The following is a 17,291-nucleotide window of genomic DNA, read 5'->3' as shown; positions in this document are numbered from 1 at the left end:
GTCTAATTCGGTATTGCCGCTCGCCAGTGCGGGCGGTTATTTCAAGCTTGGCTCAAGGAAACGATTATGCTGCATCACGGGCATTTTACGGCGAATACTGTGCAGTTCGGTTAAATCGACCTCAACCTGCACCCAACCCGTACCCGTTTTACGTTCAGCCAAAATGTTGCCCCAAGGACCGACTATCATGCTCTGCCCCCAAGTTTCACGACTGCCTTCGTTATGCTGTCCCCACTGAGCGGCGGCGAGAATAACGCATTGGGTTTCAATGGCTCTGGCCTGTAGCAATACTTGCCAATGGGCTTCACCGGTCACTTTGGTAAAAGCCGACGGCAAGGTAATGATCTCGGCACCCGCAAGACGCATCGCCCTAAATAAGTCGGGAAAGCGTAAATCATAACAGATGGCTAGACCAATTTTGCCAAAAGGTGTATCGATAACGCTAATGTGATCACCGGGGCAGAAGGTTTCGCTCTCACGATATTGTTTTGTACCATCGGCAACATCCACATCAAAGAGATGCAGCTTATCGTAATACCCTAAAGTATCACCTTTATCATCAAACAGATAACTGCGGCTATACACGCGGCCATCCTCAGCCAACGCCGGAATAGTGCCAGCCACCATAAAGACCTGATATTTGGCTGCCAATGCACTTAACGCCGACTTGAGCGGACTCTGATGAGCATCACCCGCATAGGCGAGTTGCTGACTTTCGTGGCCACCAAACAGTAAACTGCATTCGGGCAACACGACTAAATGGGACACATCGGCATCCCGTTTGAGTTCGTTAAGCTGCGATTCGATAAACAGCAGATTGGCGCTGACGTCGCGACTGCTCTGACATTGCAACAGGCTGATGTGCATTGTTATCTCCCTGAATTTGCTTAATCGGTTCTACTGCTGGCTGATTCTCTGGTGTGGCAGGCGTGTTCGGCGCTTCAGGCGAAGGCGTCGCTTGAGGTTGCACTAACTTTAAATCGGGCGCTTTCATTTGATCTGTGGCTGGCTTTGGCTCTTCTGACTTTGATTCTTCAGTTCTGGCCTCTTCAGGCTTAACGTCTTTTGGCTCAAGCGCTTCTGATTGTGCTTCTTGAAGTTGTGGCTCAGATTTCGTCTCTACCGGCTGAGTGATATCGGTATTATGACTTGCGGCTTCGGTCGGCGCCGCTGGGCGCTCAACTCCAACAACAGGTAAAATGGCCTCAGGAATTTCAATTTCTTTACTCTTACGCTCCAGCTCTTCAACCACAGGTTCAGCCATAGTGCCGGTCACCCGAAAACGAATTTCTGAAATCACCTCAATCACAGGCTCAAGCACTTTTGTCAGCGCAAATGCGCCCAGACCGAGCGTCCACGCACTGGTACTGAGCAATACCACAGTCGGCACACTCGAGGCTAATTGCGGCACAAAGCGGATATCGTAATTCAAACTTTCAGTGGTGAGATCCGTATAGCCACGGACCTTCATATTGCCCGCAATCGCATCCATTTCGGTATCAGTGGTTTTCACTACACCGTTATCAATTTGCAGATTGCCATTGAAGGAGTTGAAATACATGCCCTGACCGAAGACATCGGTGAAATCCAGCGACAGTTTGCGTACCAAAGAATCTAAGCTGAACAAGGAAAAAATGCGCGCGCCCTTATCACTCACCTGAGATAAATGCCCTTTGCCTAAGTCGAACTTCACCTTGCCATTTAAGGTTTCGAGGGAGAAAGCATAAGGCGCACCTTGCCAAGACAAATCCGCGTTAACCTTTAATGGCGCTTCATTGACGCCGGGATCTATGCCCAATTGGGCCGAGAGGTAATTAAACTGAGTGGCGTTCAATTCGACACTCAAATCAGTTTTATTCTGCCCTGCCTGTTGTTGCCAAATACCACTGCCCTGCAAGGTCACATTGGGCGTAGTCAACGACAGGGTTTGGATTTTATAGCCTGCCGCTTGTGGGCCCGCCTGCAAGACTAGCTTGCCAAAAGGCTTATCGAAGAAACGAAAATCTTCCACATTCACGGCCACGGGTGGCAGGTTAGTGAGCACTTGATCACTGGCAAAATCGGCATCGGTATCCGACTTAACCTCGGGTGAAAAATAGAATTTGCTCGCCACAACTTTGAGGCCTTGGGTTCGCCAGTTGGAATAGAAATCGACCCAGCCGTCAAATTCGTTGGCAACGGTATTAAAACGCCAGCCCGTTTCATTGGGTTTCGCATTGAGCCTAAGCTCGGTCAGCTGTTGTCCTAAAAGGTCGAGGCGGCCAATATGGGAATCGATACTCGCCACCGCAGGGAATAAACTGTCATGGGCGATATCGTCGACGAGGATGCCGGTTTTAGGTAATTTCTCTTGGCCAACAAAGGCATTAATCACAGGTAACCAGTCGGCTAGTTTCGCCTTACCAAGGTCAATTTGAATATGACCTTTCTCAGTATTTCGGGCTTCATCCTCATCGAATAAACGCCCCAATAACAAATCAAAATAACTGAAATTAGCACCTTTTTCAGCATCAAACCCACCGATAAACTCGGCATGACTCGCCAGTTTGACATCTAAGGTCGCATCATTTTGATCGCCAATAAACTCAGCGACTAAAGGCCGCGGCTCATCTTCGGGTTTGGCAAAATATCCCGGGAATGACAGTTGAGTGCCAACCATATCCGAAGTTACTTTGGCTTGAATTTGATAACCTTTTTCAGTAAACAGCATAGTCATAGCGCCGTCCCAACTGATTTTACCCTGATAGAAATCACTCAAAGGATTATGCAATGCTTCGGGGAGACGATTCAGATCCCAACGACTTTTGAGTGAAAGATTAAGGCTAAAATCTTTGCCTTTAGGCTGAGTATCAAAGGTTAAGTTGAGCGGCTGTTCGAACAAACGCGCTTTAATCCCTTTACCTGTCACCACCTCATTTGCAAAGTCGACGATACCCGTTACGCCATTGAGCTGCAGTCCGGGCTGGGCAATATACACAGGCGTGTTATCAAAACTAATTTGACCACGAATATCTTCTGCGCCTCCGTCATACAGCGGAATACTGATATCCAAATTGCCAGTCACAGCGCCTTGTACTTGCACGACATCTAAGGTTTTACCCACTGACCCCGCCAAAGGTGAAGCTTGTAATACTTTAGTTGCCGCACTGCCTTGGGTGGCAAGTTCAGCTTCAATCCTCAGCAGCGTGTGCTCGCCAATCGCGGGAATAAATACATGGGCACCCGTGGCATCCACGTTCATTAGCTTGCCTTGGTTGAGCCAAAGATCCATACGAGCATTTTCAAACAAAGCATTAAGGGATAAGTCTGTGACCGCAGGCCAATCGGGTTGAAACTGGAATTGGGCATCCGTTAAAGTAAATGCCGCTTGAAACACGCCGCTATTGTCATCGAAGGGGAAACCGTTTAACGGACCACGCCAAACGACCTGTGTATCTTGAGTCTGACCCGCTTTAAGTCCTGTATCCAAATATTCAGCCAGCGATTCGCCCATCGCCTTATTGGGGAAATACTTGTCGGCATTGGCGACATTATTGATATGAACATTAGCGGCCAGCGCCATATGCGCCGCAGCACTGAAATCCAATTTAAGCGCAGCATCTAAGCCTATGTCATCGTTCTCAAGCTGCAACTGCGGCACGTTTAAACTCAACTCTGCAGTATTGAACTGACCATCAATTGCCGCACCGTTAAAGACGAGTGGCGCCGAAAATTCATCCCCAAAATCCACGCTATAAACTTGTGCTGGCAAAGAGAAAGACAGCGTCTTGTCTTGCCAATGTAAGTTCAGATCCAAAGGATGGGTATTGGGGATACCGTCGACCTTCTGCCAATGTAACTGTTTCACCTCAGAAGTAGCGAGCAAAGGCTGATCGGCCTTTTGATACAGTCGAATGGGCCCAATACTGGCTTCAGGCGATAAAGCATGCCATTGATGCAATACGGCTTTATCGACTCCGGGAAATAGCGGTAACAGGGGTAACAGGTTTTGAGTGTTAACTTGATTCACATAGGCAAAGAATTCGTCATGTTGACGCTTAGCCGCCAGCGTTAACTGCGGCCAATGCTCACCGTTAGTGACAAAGTCGAGCCCTGAGCTCTGTACTTCCCAGCCAGAGTCCTTTGGCTGCCAAACGATATCACCCGCTTGGATTTCAAATCGTTGTGGCACTTCCTTTAAGGTCCATTGCAACCAGCTCGGCTCAAAATGCACCATGGCAGAACTGATGCTGCGATCGGCAAACGTAAGCCAAGCCTTAAGATTAACGACCCCTTCTAAGGGTAATTTTTTGCTCGCATCATAGGGATTAGGCTGACGCGATGCCCACTCACCTAAGTCTAATGAGTTAGCCGCCAGATAAATCTGCCCCGTTAAGCTGTCGGGATTCGCGCCATCGCCATTGAGATCTAACTGTAATCCCAGAGATTCATGCTCAGAGGCATTATCATCAAGATACAGTTCCCCTGCACCGCGGTGACGCTCGCCATTATTGCGCCAATTTAGCTGGCGAATATGGATCGGGCGAAACTCTTGGCGCAAGCTGAGCAGTTGCACTGTGGCATGGGTTAACGAAAATCTGTCGAGTTGCTTGAGCAATAATGCATAGAGCCAATCAATTTGCGGCGCTTTATTGGTTGCGGCGGGATTATTTTCGGTCAGCTTGTCCATGTTTAACGCGATATGGACACCATCAAAATTGACATCTTCGATACGCGGCGTGAAGGTCAGCAGCGATTGCCAAAAATCTAACTTCACTTGCACATTCTTAATAATCAGAGTGACGGGCAGTTGTTCCTGCGGCGGGATAACTAGATTATCTATGTTAATTGCCGGACCAAACGCTTGCCAGTGGGCGGATAATTCCCCCACTTGCACATCAACCTTATATTCGTTTTTTACGTAATCAACCAGTTGCTGGCGCACCCCATCAACCTGCGGCAATAAGCCACGGATCAAACTCACTGCAAGCGCAAATAGCACTAAGATTAGCGCGATAAATTGCCAACAAAAACGACTTAGTTTTTTTGCAGTAAAAGGTGCCGCCACTACATCATCACCACATCGTATTTGTGCTGTGAGTACATAGGCTCATTTTGCAAACGGATACGCTTACCTATGTAAACCTCAAGTTCAGCAATCAGATGATTTTCATCGGTATGCAAGCTTTGATACACGGCTGGCGAACAGTACAACAGGAACTCATCTGCATCATAAGCACGGTTTAAGCGGATGATTTCGCGAAACACTTCATAGGAAACGGTCTCAACCGTCTTCATGCTGCCCGTGCCATGGCAGGCGGGGCATTCGCCGCAAACCACGTGCTCTAAGCTCTCACGAGTTCGTTTACGGGTCATTTCAACTAAACCTAAGCCAGAGAAACCACTTACATTGGTTTTCACTCTGTCTTTAGACAAAGCACTGGTTAAGCTGCTGAGCACCCGAGCCTTATGATCCGCCGTCATCATGTCGATAAAATCGATAATAATGATGCCGCCGAGATTACGCAGACGTAACTGCCTCGCTATCGCTTGGGTCGCTTCGAGATTGGTATTAAAAATGGTTTCTTCAAGATTTCTGTGTCCGACAAAGGCGCCGGTATTGATATCCACAGTCGTCATGGCTTCGGTCTGATCGATAATCAAATAGCCGCCAGACTTGAGCTCAACCTTACGACCAAGCGCGCGTTGAATTTCGTTTTCTACATCGTAGAGATCGAAAATTGGCGCAGGCCCTGAATAATGCTCAATCTTCTCGGCAATCTCAGGCATAAACTCTTGGGCAAAGGACTGCAACTCGGCAAAAGTGCGGCGAGAATCGACCTGAATACGGTCAAGCTCAGTGCCGACAAAGTCACGCACAATCCGCACAGGTAAGGCTAAATCTTGATATAAGAGCGACACGCCACTGCGCTTACGTCGCTCACTGACCTTTGACCAGACACGCCTTAAAAACGCCGCATCTTGGGATAATTCGTCTTCACCCACGCCTTCAGCGGCGGTGCGGATAATAAAACCACCGTCATCATCGACATAGGGCAAAGTGATTTGTTTAAGGCGACTGCGTTCTTCTTCAAGCTCGATACGCTGGGAAACGCCAACGTGGCTAGAGCCAGGCATAAAGACTAAATAACGGGAAGGCAGCGTGATATCGGTAGTCAGGCGTGCGCCCTTAGTGCCCAGCGGATCTTTAACCACTTGCACCATAATGTCTTGTCCTTGACGGACTAATTCGGCGATATCACGGACAACGAAATGACCTTTCTCAACATCGGCAACGCATTCAGTGTGCGGCACTATGTCGGACGCATGTAGAAAAGCGGCTTTATCTAAGCCAATATCGACAAAGGCGGCTTGCATACCGGGCAATACACGGCTGATTTTACCTTTGTAAATATTGCCAACTAAACCCCGTTTCATGCGGCGTTCAATGTGTACTTCTTGCAGCACGCCATGCTCAACTAAGGCTACGCGCGCCTCAGAGGGGGTTACGTTGATCAGTAATTCTGAACCCATCTTGCGCTGTATTTTATTTGGATTTAAGCGACTGGTATTCACGACTCACCCCATTCGGGAAACTAGATTAATTAATCGAAGTTACAAACTAGAAGTTACCCACTATCTAAGCATGAAAACCGAATAAAGGAACAAGGCTAAGGGTAACTTCATGGAGATACTCGATTAAGAGCCTAAAACCTCCACAAGGTTCATTCTAACCTCAAGCCGCAATACCAGTAACAAGGCGTTAAATCAGCCCAACCTCGGCTAACAACTCACGTGTTTCAACCAAAGGTAAACCCACGACGCCAGAATAACTGCCTTCAATCGCAGCCACAAAGCAACCGCCAAGTCCTTGGATACCGTAACTACCGGCTTTATCCATTGGCTCTTGTGAAGCGACATAAGCGTCAATATCGGCGGCCGATAAAGCGCAAAAACGCACTTGTGTTTCGACTAAGCGCACTGAGGTTTTGAAGCTTAAATCTGCATCCGCTTGGTAAGTCAGCACCACAGCGGTCATCACTGTATGCGTTCGGCCAGATAATTCACTGAGCGTACGCTTAGCATCGGCCACATCCAGCGGTTTGCCTAATATTTGGTTTTCAAGCACAACGATAGTATCAGAACCTAATACAGCAGGCTGTGACATATCTGCGCATAATGCCAGTCCAGCATGGGCTTTTTCGACGGCTAAACGGCGTACATAATCCCTTGGCGCTTCACCTTGCTGCACGGTTTCATCAATATCCGGCGCCACTTGCGTGAAACAAAACTCAGGACGACCGAGTCCAATGTGAGCCAATAATTCTTTGCGACGTGGCGAAGTTGAAGCTAAAACTAAATCCACAGTTAGCGAACCTTATAATGACGTCGAACCCGACGTAGAATCCAAAATATCCAAGGCCAGATCACGAGTCCCGAAATCGCAGGCAAGAATAGATCGGTATCGAACACCGCCTCTTGCATGACAAACTCGACCCAGTAAATCACTAAGTGATACATACAAATGAGCAGCATGATCACCAACGACTGTTGCCACTTAGGGAAATTTCGCAATCGCTGGCAATGCAAGATGGCGACATAAATCACCAAAGACATCGCTAAAGAGCGCACGCCTAAGGTAGCGCCCAATAAAATATCTAACACTAGGCCTAACATCCAAGCGGTTAAGATGTTGTATCTATGGGGTAATGCGATAGACCAGTAGAGCACAATCATCAACAACCAGTCGGGACGCCAAGCATCGACCGCACTCGGTAAAGGCATGATCTGGCTGATCACGCCGATAAATAATGTCACCCAAACAATAAAGCGCCCATTGGCAGCTTGAAAGCTCATCGATGCACCTCTGTCGCTGGAGAAGTGGTTTCCGTTGCAGGTTTGGCCACAGTGGCTGCGGGTGTCGTCTCTGCAGATGTGCCTTCAGCAGGGCTTGCACTGCCGATTTTTGATGCCTCTTCGCTAAGCGATTGATCCGCAGCAGGAGCTGTGGGCTGATTTGGCAAGGTCACACCTGAATCGGGAGACGGCCAAATCAACAACACATAACGAATACGATCTAAAGCGGCTAACGGTTGGGCCGTGACTCGAGCATAGCTTTGGCCGTCTTCAGTCAAGACTTCCAATACCCGAGCGACGGGATAACCTTCGGGGAAGCGATTGCCTAAGCCTGAAGTCACCAATAAATCGCCGACACGAATGTCTGTACTCTTGGCCACATGGCGCAGTTCTATCTCATCAAGCTCACCCGTACCATTGGCGACCAGGCGCACATCATTACGGGTAATACGCACAGGTAAACCGTGTGATACGTCGGAGAGCAATAGCACCCTGCTGGTCATTTCACTGACCTGCACCACTTGGCCGACAACACCTTGCGCATCCACCACTGGCTGACCGACAAATACACCGCTACGAGAACCGTGATTCAACACCACGTAGTGATGGAAAGGATCGCTGGCGACCTCTAGCACTTCGGCCACCATCTTGCGCGAATCCAGATAGGCGGGTGAGCCTAACAATGCCCGCAAACGCTCATTTTCTTGGCGTAAATGTTCGAAACGCTGTAAGCGTTCACTCATTAGCAGTTGCTGTCTGAGCAGTTCTTTATTCTGCAGTGCTAACATATTACGGGTGGCAAAACTTTCAGATGACCAGTCAAGCGCCGCACCGGGCATACTGGCTAAATACTGTAATGGACTAAAGACAGAGGAGAGGTTTTGCCGAACAGGATCGAGGCGATGATTAGCCACAAGCAAGGCCACCGACAAAATAATTGCCAGTGTCAGACGGAATTGGTTTGAAATACCACGAACAAAAATTGGCTTCATAGGAAAGCTAAGGCGGTGATTAACCGCCCTATACCGAAGTTAAATTAGGTTTCTTCGGAGAACAGATCGCCGCCGTGCATATCAATCATTTCGAGGGCTTTACCACCGCCGCGTGCTACGCAGGTCAATGGATCGTCCGCCACCATGACCGGAATTCCGGTTTCTTGCATTAATAAACGGTCTAAATCACGCAACAACGCACCACCGCCGGTTAACACCATACCGCGCTCAGAAATATCTGAAGCTAATTCTGGTGGAGATTGCTCTAACGCCACCATCACAGCACTTACGATACCTGATAATGGCTCTTGTAAGGCTTCTAAAATTTCGTTGCTATTCAGTGTAAAGCTACGAGGTACACCTTCCGCCAAGTTACGGCCGCGGACTTCAATTTCTAGCACTTCATCGCCAGGATAAGCGGTACCGATAGTGTGCTTGATACGCTCGGCCGTGGCTTCACCAATCAAACTACCGTAGTTACGGCGAACATAATTGATAATGGCATCATCAAACTTATCACCACCGATACGCACAGAAGACGAATACACTACGCCATTTAGCGAGATAATCGCGACCTCAGTGGTACCGCCACCGATGTCCACCACCATAGAACCTGTCGCTTCAGATACAGGTAAACCCGCACCAATAGCTGCAGCCATAGGTTCTTCAATTAAATACACTTCGCGAGCACCAGCACCCATGGCTGATTCACGGATCGCACGGCGTTCAACTTGAGTAGCACCTACCGGCACACACACTAGAACCCGTGGACTTGGACGAAAAAAACTATTGTTGTGCACTTGTTTGATAAAGTGCTGCAGCATTTTCTCAGTCACATAAAAGTCTGCAATTACACCGTCCTTCATTGGGCGGATAGCTTGGATATTGCCAGGCGTTCTACCTAGCATTTGTTTAGCTTCTGTGCCAACCGCGGCAACAGATTTCTGACCGGAGCCACTACGCTCACCACGTATAGCAACAACAGAAGGCTCATTGAGGACTATGCCTTCGCCACGAACATAAATTAATGTGTTAGCTGTACCCAAATCGATCGATAGATCATTAGAAAAAATGCCGCGTAGCTTCTTAAACATGTAACTAGCCTGTATTCTGTGGAGTCAGAAGAAAAGAAAAATCAGCTAACTTTATCAATGCCACCCTGATTCCACAAGACCGTTGAGGTTAACAATCGCTAATGGAGTGATTTTTTTTCAAATCGTCCTCTAAAAAACAGTATTTAAGCGGAAAATACTGTTTATTGACGAAAATATCGACAACTTAAAACGAAGAAACATACAAATAAGCAACAAATGTCAAACTCAGAAATTGCATTTAAAATCTGTCACTAGGGTTTTCATCAACCTTCAATAAATGAAACTGATGCGCATTTCATACGAAAGGCTCAGTTTAATTCAATAGCTGAAATCACTCAGATTAGTTTACCTCACGCCAATAGATGATTTTGTCATGGCCACGATAACGGCCAAAATACGCGCTCGCCCGCGGTTCTGTGAGAATGCTTGGTGATACGCCATTCCAATTCCAGTACCATTCTAGCCATGGCGGCACATCCAAGGGCGCCGTCACTTGACCGCGGTATGGCGCACCACTTGAGGTGACCGCTTGCCAGAGCAACTCAAATTGGCCAGCTTGGAATGTAGCAGTCCCGCCAGAACGTACAACACTTTGCCCCGCCACTAAGTCGGGATCAAAGTTGTAGCCAAGGCCAGCATTGTCCACCTGCGAACCCAAACCATACACAGCCGTTGTGCAGCTATCGTTGGTATTCAGTACCCAACGACTGCCATCCCAATATTCGGCCCGAGTCGGCATACGCAGTATTTCTGTCTCAGGACCATAGGTGTTATCCATCACCACACGGCCATGACGCAAGATTTGAGTGCTGATTTTCTTAGCACTACAGTTAGTGCAATTGCCCGTCGTTGCAGCATCCATATCGGGTGAGGCGACATAGCTATATACCCCATTGGGCCGAGGATCGTTATCCATCAATTGCACGCCAATATCAAGCAGCTCGAAAGGACCATCTTGATACAAGTTCGTCGCCACATTTGGGGTCACCCGACTAAAGTTAGCTAGGTAAGAAGCATCGACCATCGCCACGCCTTGATCCCAACTATCAGTCTTTATAGGTAAGGCACTTAAGCGACTCTGTAAATCGACACCATTATTGTTGTTTTCTCCCACTAATTTGGCAGTAGCCAGGGAGAATGGCGGGAAATAGTTTTTCGTTATATCCCCCGCGACATTTAAAGCACTGAGCTTCATCGACATAGGAAACAGCTGATCCATATAGTTAAAGCCGCCACAGGCAGGTATGACAGATATGTCACTGACTAAAAATCTGTCAGGCACAAAACGGCCGATATTGGCACTCTTTGCCAGGGGTAATGAGTAAAAACTCGATCCCAAGTAACTCGCTGGAGGTGCGGCGCTAAATGTAAACACCCCGACTTCACTGATGCTTTGGACAATTGTATTAAGATTATTTGTCGCAGCCACTTGATCGTAACTGGCAATACCTACTCCCCCCTGAACACCAGAGCTTGGCGCCACCAATTGACTCGACAATACAATACTGGATTGAACGTAATTAGGCGTACTTGGGTTATCGCAATAATTACTGTCGTTATCTGCAACCCAGGCTTTAGCAGCAATCTGCAAATTAAAACTCTCACCGGCTTTTTTATACACAGCGCAGCTAACGTCTCCCGCAGGGCACAAAGCACCGCTGTCTTTGGGCGTAACACACAGACCAACTGGAAAACTGACGAAGGGATCGCTACCTATCATCACCAGCCCTTCATCGGGAGTGCCTGCGACACCAGTATATTTGGCGTTTAGCCCAACTTTACCAGCGTCGCTATAATTAACCGCTATTGTTGCTTTACCGCTGGCATCAAAGGATAAATTCAGGGGAGAAGGTGACGAACTCGAACCGCTGATAGGCGTTGAGTTAACGCTAACGGCTGTTGGGGTAAACATAGATGCAGCGACAGGCGAAATATATTGACTCCATAAATCGACCCTTTTTGTTTGACCAGCAAACGTCGGCACGCACTCTAGGTTGTCGTTTGACTTCCTGACCGCAGAAATAGTCGCATTTTGGGCTTTATTGGCCAATTTATCTGGCATATCAATTAAAAAGCCGCTATCTGCAAATGACAGCGTACAAGCCGCGGTTGATAACGCGCCAGCGCCACTGCGGCACAAGGTATTACTACCAGGGACGGTGGCAGGATTTGAACTCGATACTCCGATTGTGACTGGGGTGGTGACATTATGACGTAAGTCAACAGAGGCGATTCCGTTGATGAAACCGACATTACTAACACTACTGCCATTTTGGTACCAACCGCCATTACTAGCAGGATTCAGTGACAATTGCGCACTAACTGGATCAGTAAACAGGGTACAAGGAATATTTCCATCAGCACACGCTCTGATCTGCATAGGCTCTGCCTTACAGGTGAGCGGTGATGATGAGTAATCAAATTCAAAATGATGTACTTGTAAGCCAATCGGTTTGGATTTTATTGCACAAACTTTAAAATTATCGATTTCGTGGTTGTTATTGGCGCCACCAGTAGAACCCGTAAATGACAGATAAAAATCGGCAGGAACAGAATCTTGACCTGATATCGCTCTCGCATTAAATCGAGGGACAAGTACCTGATATCCATTACCATCACGCACATCTCTGTCTAGCGATACCCAAGCTTGACCTGTGATAGTTGAATCAACTTTAATCCGATATTTATGATTGGGTGCTGCGGTTGACGTACTACGAACATCAATTCTAGGATTCAAATTCGCCGCGGTACCAGCCAAATACTGATAATTTGCCGCCACAGAACCGCGTAATGTTACCGATTGAGATCTAAATCCAGGGCCACCGATCTTCCCCTCATTCGGATTGGAAAAATTACCATACTCATCTAAACCGACACCAATCCAACCTCCCGCAAAGCCCGGCGTACCATCATCACGTTGTGCATATCCGAGTGAACCGCCAAAGCTGCCAGGTTGCGGTGTAACAGAAGCGTCCGATAAAATAACCGCAACCCCATCACCTCCCGTTCCAGATGTAGGTGACCAAGCATAATAATCAAACTCTATCGTGACGAGATTGCCTTCAGCAGGAAATAACCGCTGGTAAGTACTTGCAGTGGCCTGATTACCCAATGCTGGCGTGATTCTTAATCGCCCCCCGTTGATAGCCGGCGGAGTAGAAGAACCCAGCACTTTCGTTGCCCAATCGTTACCTAAGCTGCTGCGGGAAAAGTCATCAGTAAAACACTCTTCAACTGGCGCGACTTTCTCCAGCGCAACAAAGCCATAGTCTTCAGCAAGATGACTACGCTCACTATCGCCATAGGTATCTTCGTCGTTCACCATACTGACTTGAGTTGCACTCAAATTACAGCGTCTTAGCCAGCCACCATCGCCACCTCGACGAGAATCTTTCCCCGCGACTAAAGTCGGAGGATTAACAAATCCAGTCAAACTCGTGTTGTAAGCACATTGCTCAGCCAGCGTTTTAGTATTTCCCCCGCCTGTGTGGGTAAGTGCAGTACCGAATTGATAGTGAACATCCTCACCATTCAGTATGACTGTGCCAACACTGGATTTTACCGCTAAATAACCAATCGTTTCTGATTGTAAACTTCGCAGATTACCAGGTTTACATTGAGTTCCAGAACGGACCTCAGAGGTATCTAAATTGAGTTGAATACCACTCGAATTTAACTGTGCCACGCTTGTCAGCCAGCAGGAAGAATTATTGCGCGTCTGCAACTGATTCAATACGACATTCAGAGACGTATTCAGCGGCACATTCGTCCAGGCAGAGTTACTCATGTTCAATGCGTTAACGGTAGAGATTCTACCTGCTTCAAGTTGACTGCCATCGGATAAAACATGTGAACCTGCCGTCACAGCAATCCAATGCACTTCCGGCATACTATTCGAAGCGATATAGCGGTTTGAGGGACTCGTTGGTTCACTTTGCACCCAAGTAAATCCGGTATTAGTCACAGATGATACAAAGGTTGATGCAGGTCCATCGTTGCTAGTATTCGCCGTTGATATTGTCGGCATAAGGAAAATAAGTGGTTTCACGCCAACAGGGAAAGCATTGGCAAACGTCACTGAAGTAGTGGTCGCTTTACCAAACTGTAATTGTAGCGGTGCAACAGGCAAATCTTCATTAATACTGCCACCACTCATGACTAAATAACGACTCGTGACACGACCATTAATAATCGAGTTATTATTTAAACTTAATGTTGCATCGCTATAAACTCGCCCATTGAGTAAAGCATCACTATTTAGCTGAATATCGCTATAACCGATAATAAGTGCAGAAGCCGTATTATTTTCATTAAATTTACCGCCATTTAACTCAAATTTTTGTTTGGTAAAAATGCGGACATTACCTTGCAAAATCACCTTAGCATTTTGGTTCAAGGTAAAACTATCTACCCAATAGTCCCCCTCGGATAAAACGAGCGTCGCCCCGCCCCCAATAGCGATAGTGTTAAATCGATACTCATTTTGAGTTGCCGATAGAGTCAGAGTACAAGCAGAATAAAGCGAAACATTGCTAAACTGATTTTGCCCATTAGCACCAAGTGTTAATTGCTCGCCACTATTACAAGAACCATAACCGCCACCAGCGCCGCTACTCGATAAAAAAGCATTGCTCCCAGTTAATTTTAACCCTCGAATATCACTGCCATCGATAGTACATTTACGCACTCCACCAGAACCGTTATCACAACTGTTATTAGCAAGCCCGCTGCCATCGTTACTCGAACAATAATCTAATGCAGCACCACCAGTACCATTAATAATGCCATTACCGTTTATCATCAGCTGTGGCGATGATATCTGATGGCATACGTTAGAGTTATCGCCATGATGCCCTTGAGCAACCTTGGCAAAAATAACACTCTGGTCAATAGGGTCGAATGCCATCACAGCAGAAGGGAAACTCAAGATAAGTACTGCCAATATGGCACGATGAAAAAGATTAATTCCCACGGGCTTCTACCTCAACTTGTCGGCTGACGCGCGTTTCGCCGCTTTCGCATACCGCTTTACTGCTGATTCGATATTGAGTGACTGTGTCTACCGCATATGCTGTACAAGTCAACGTCACACTACAGGCATGAAAACCAGTTACATCGGGCGGTGTCCAAACATCTGATGCTAAACACGTTCCAACATTGCCATTCAATGGAAACAGCTTAGCCAGCAACGCATCGGCGCCACTGTTCGCCGCAGCAAAGGCACGGGTTCCCCATACTTCTTGGGTGAGCCCAACATCACCGTCTTCCACAATATTGAGCAGTGCCGATGCCAGCAGAAACATCACGGTAATCACAAACACGCCAATGATTAACGCACTGCCACGCTGGCGCACAGGCAGAGCGTAAGATTTTGATCTTGATAGTGATGATCTGGATGCTGAGTTACGCCCTACCGAGCGACGCTGTGAATTAAGGAACATTGATCACCTGCACTTGATGTCGATATTGGAACGTCTCACCATTGACATTAAATCTTGGCTGCAAGTGCACCATGGCATTATTGACTAAGCTTGACGGTGTTAAGATCAGTGGCAAGTCATTACTATTATCGAGGCGATTCGCCACACTTTGCGCCATTAGCACGCCCGTGCCCATATTGGCAGGATTTGGCTGAACACCATTAAAGTTATAACCAGCATAACGCACTATTTGTAAATCATTACCGCTTGCACCCTTTTCAAAGCAATAGCTCACAGGACTCGAACCAAAATAGATCCTTTGTCGTGGTGATGCTTCGGCAAAACGTGTTGGCGCAGTAAAAGTCAGTGTCACTTGATTAGCCAAGGTCAGAGGAGGCGTTTTAATCTGTGCTCGTTTTTGTCTCGCGCTGCTATACACATCGGCGTCAATCAAGGGGTAGATCCAAGCAAATTGATTCACGCGAATCGCACTCGCGGTATTATCTAGAATAACTATCCCAGTACTCGCGGCAGCTGCGGGGATTATTGGCATAGTGAGATAAGTCGTGCTGGCTTCGATAGGCACAAACTCGATACATTGATAGGTCAGCGAATCGCTATTAACTCGCACACTATTAGGCAAAGCACTACGCAGCTCACGTGTCATTCGCTCAACGGCAAAACGGCTCTGACTGAGTACCTGATCGACCGAGCTCGACTCCACAAAAATCCGCGTACCAAAAATAATAAAACTACTCACCCCGACCACAAGAATTCCCAGAATCAAGATAACTGTGACCATCTCGACTAAGGTAAACCCCCGTGTGGATGCTTGCATACGCTTTGCAGTTAAAGAGCCCATTAGTAATTGCTCCTCACCAGATTGTAAGTGATCACTTCATTGTCCGGCGTCGTCACATTAATGGTCACTAGCTTAGTATTGGGCACTGGCCCATAGGCGACAGTGACACTTAATTGATAGTTAGGATAAGCATCGGCATAGGTTTGGGTTGAATTGAGCATAGTCGCTGTTTCATTTAAGCCGTTGTAATCATCTACATCATTAAAGCTGTTACGACTCTCACCCACCTCAGGCCCCAAGGAAGTGGAACAATTGCTTCCTAGCGGACTACCACAAGCTGGCGTACCGCCATTGGCATTAGTGTTTTGATCGTAACGCTTGCCCCAGATTTCATTCATCACCGAATGGGCAAGCTCAGCACTACGTACTCTATGTAAGGTACTGGCCGCACGATCTGCTTGGGGAAATAACATGCTGGTTAGCATCACTATCGCAATGGCCATCACCAACATACCAATGACTAATTCGATAAGGGTAAAACCTTGCTGTGGTTTAGCTTTTTTGGATGCTTTTATTGATTTTTTTATTGAAAACAGCAAAGGATTAATTCGCATAAATATAACCCTCGCTAGAGACGTTAATCATCACAGTGTCATTAGCAATCACATTAATGCATGGCCCATTACAAGCCAACGAAGTGCTACCATCGATATCGAAATCGAGGCTGAAGTTGCTGCTGTTAGTACTGTTAGGGCTTACTAGCACTAATTGAGCACCACCTTGAAAAGCTTGGCTGGATAAAGGGTTAGGAGGCAGTGGCGAGCCGGTACAACCAATGTTATCCCGACTAGCAAACTGACTCACTTGATAACCCGTCGCCGACACGACAACGCGGTAACATCTATCGGTATTATTCAGGGCTTTTTGCTGAACCTGGCGCAGCTCGGCCATAAATTCATTGCGCAGACTATAGGCGCTATAGGATGACTGGCTAAATAAGCGCGGCAATACCGTCACCGATAGTATCCCAATCAGGATAATAGTGGTCACGAGTTCGACTAAGGTAAACCCAAACTGTCTGCCGCTGGAAAATCTACGCATTGTCCGCTTTGCCGTGATGCTAGGTTCTAGGTTCTAGGTTCTAGGT

General features: G+C 47.3%; 12 protein-coding genes. All 12 read right to left on the bottom strand.

Annotation, left to right across the window (positions count from 1 at the left end; all coding sequences use genetic code 11):
* Nucleotides 1-36: 36 nt before the first annotated feature.
* The 12 genes from Q4Q50_RS18030 to Q4Q50_RS17975 all read right to left on the bottom strand — a co-directional run bounded on the left by Q4Q50_RS18030 (nt 37) and on the right by Q4Q50_RS17975 (nt 17,245).
* Nucleotides 37-867 carry a carbon-nitrogen hydrolase family protein gene (locus tag Q4Q50_RS18030; protein ID WP_311900488.1) on the bottom strand — a complete coding sequence of 277 codons (831 nt, stop codon included), beginning with the start codon at nt 865-867 and terminating at the stop codon, nt 37-39.
* Nucleotides 791-5,047 carry a YhdP family protein gene (locus Q4Q50_RS18025; protein ID WP_311900487.1) on the bottom strand — a complete coding sequence of 1,419 codons (4,257 nt, stop codon included), beginning with the start codon at nt 5,045-5,047 and terminating at the stop codon, nt 791-793. Before Q4Q50_RS18025 ends, Q4Q50_RS18030 begins: the two co-directional genes overlap by 77 nt.
* Complete coding sequence (gene rng, locus Q4Q50_RS18020; RefSeq protein ID WP_006087039.1) at nt 5,047-6,513, bottom strand: ribonuclease G; 1,467 nt, start codon at nt 6,511-6,513, stop codon at nt 5,047-5,049. Before rng ends, Q4Q50_RS18025 begins: the two co-directional genes overlap by 1 nt.
* Nucleotides 6,514-6,742: 229 nt before the next feature.
* Entirely contained in the window at nt 6,743-7,345 is a 603-nt protein-coding gene (locus Q4Q50_RS18015; protein ID WP_311900486.1) for a Maf family protein, read from the bottom strand.
* A gap of 2 nt (nt 7,346-7,347) precedes the next feature.
* Entirely contained in the window at nt 7,348-7,836 is a 489-nt protein-coding gene (gene mreD, locus Q4Q50_RS18010) for a rod shape-determining protein MreD (protein WP_106649300.1), read from the bottom strand.
* Nucleotides 7,833-8,828 carry a rod shape-determining protein MreC gene (gene mreC, locus Q4Q50_RS18005; RefSeq protein WP_311900484.1) on the bottom strand — a complete coding sequence of 332 codons (996 nt, stop codon included), beginning with the start codon at nt 8,826-8,828 and terminating at the stop codon, nt 7,833-7,835. Before mreC ends, mreD begins: the two co-directional genes overlap by 4 nt.
* Before the next feature lie 44 nt (nt 8,829-8,872).
* Nucleotides 8,873-9,922 carry a rod shape-determining protein gene (locus Q4Q50_RS18000; protein WP_105251284.1) on the bottom strand — a complete coding sequence of 350 codons (1,050 nt, stop codon included), beginning with the start codon at nt 9,920-9,922 and terminating at the stop codon, nt 8,873-8,875.
* A 340-nt stretch (nt 9,923-10,262) separates the two neighbouring features.
* Nucleotides 10,263-14,894, bottom strand: coding sequence for a DUF6701 domain-containing protein (locus Q4Q50_RS17995; RefSeq protein ID WP_311900483.1), 4,632 nt, complete (start codon nt 14,892-14,894; stop codon nt 10,263-10,265).
* Nucleotides 14,884-15,363, bottom strand: a complete 480-nt coding sequence (locus Q4Q50_RS17990; protein WP_311900481.1) for an MSHA biogenesis protein MshP — start codon at nt 15,361-15,363, stop codon at nt 14,884-14,886. The genes Q4Q50_RS17995 and Q4Q50_RS17990 overlap by 11 nt, the downstream gene beginning before the upstream one ends.
* Nucleotides 15,353-16,204: a PilW family protein gene (locus Q4Q50_RS17985; protein WP_311900480.1), complete on the bottom strand. Its 852-nt coding sequence runs from the start codon at nt 16,202-16,204 to the stop codon at nt 15,353-15,355. The genes Q4Q50_RS17990 and Q4Q50_RS17985 overlap by 11 nt, the downstream gene beginning before the upstream one ends.
* On the bottom strand, nt 16,204-16,758 hold the full coding sequence (locus Q4Q50_RS17980) for a prepilin-type N-terminal cleavage/methylation domain-containing protein (RefSeq protein WP_311900478.1): 555 nt from the start codon (nt 16,756-16,758) through the stop codon (nt 16,204-16,206). The genes Q4Q50_RS17985 and Q4Q50_RS17980 overlap by 1 nt, the downstream gene beginning before the upstream one ends.
* Nucleotides 16,748-17,245: a type II secretion system protein gene (locus Q4Q50_RS17975; RefSeq protein WP_311900477.1), complete on the bottom strand. Its 498-nt coding sequence runs from the start codon at nt 17,243-17,245 to the stop codon at nt 16,748-16,750. The genes Q4Q50_RS17980 and Q4Q50_RS17975 overlap by 11 nt, the downstream gene beginning before the upstream one ends.
* Nucleotides 17,246-17,291: the final 46 nt, after the last annotated feature.

Origin of the sequence: Shewanella scandinavica (genome assembly GCF_031932065.1) — a bacterium.
Classification (GTDB): domain Bacteria; phylum Pseudomonadota; class Gammaproteobacteria; order Enterobacterales; family Shewanellaceae; genus Shewanella; species Shewanella baltica.
Note: the sequence above shows the minus strand (reverse complement) of the source record. Positions and strands in the feature narration are given on the sequence as shown.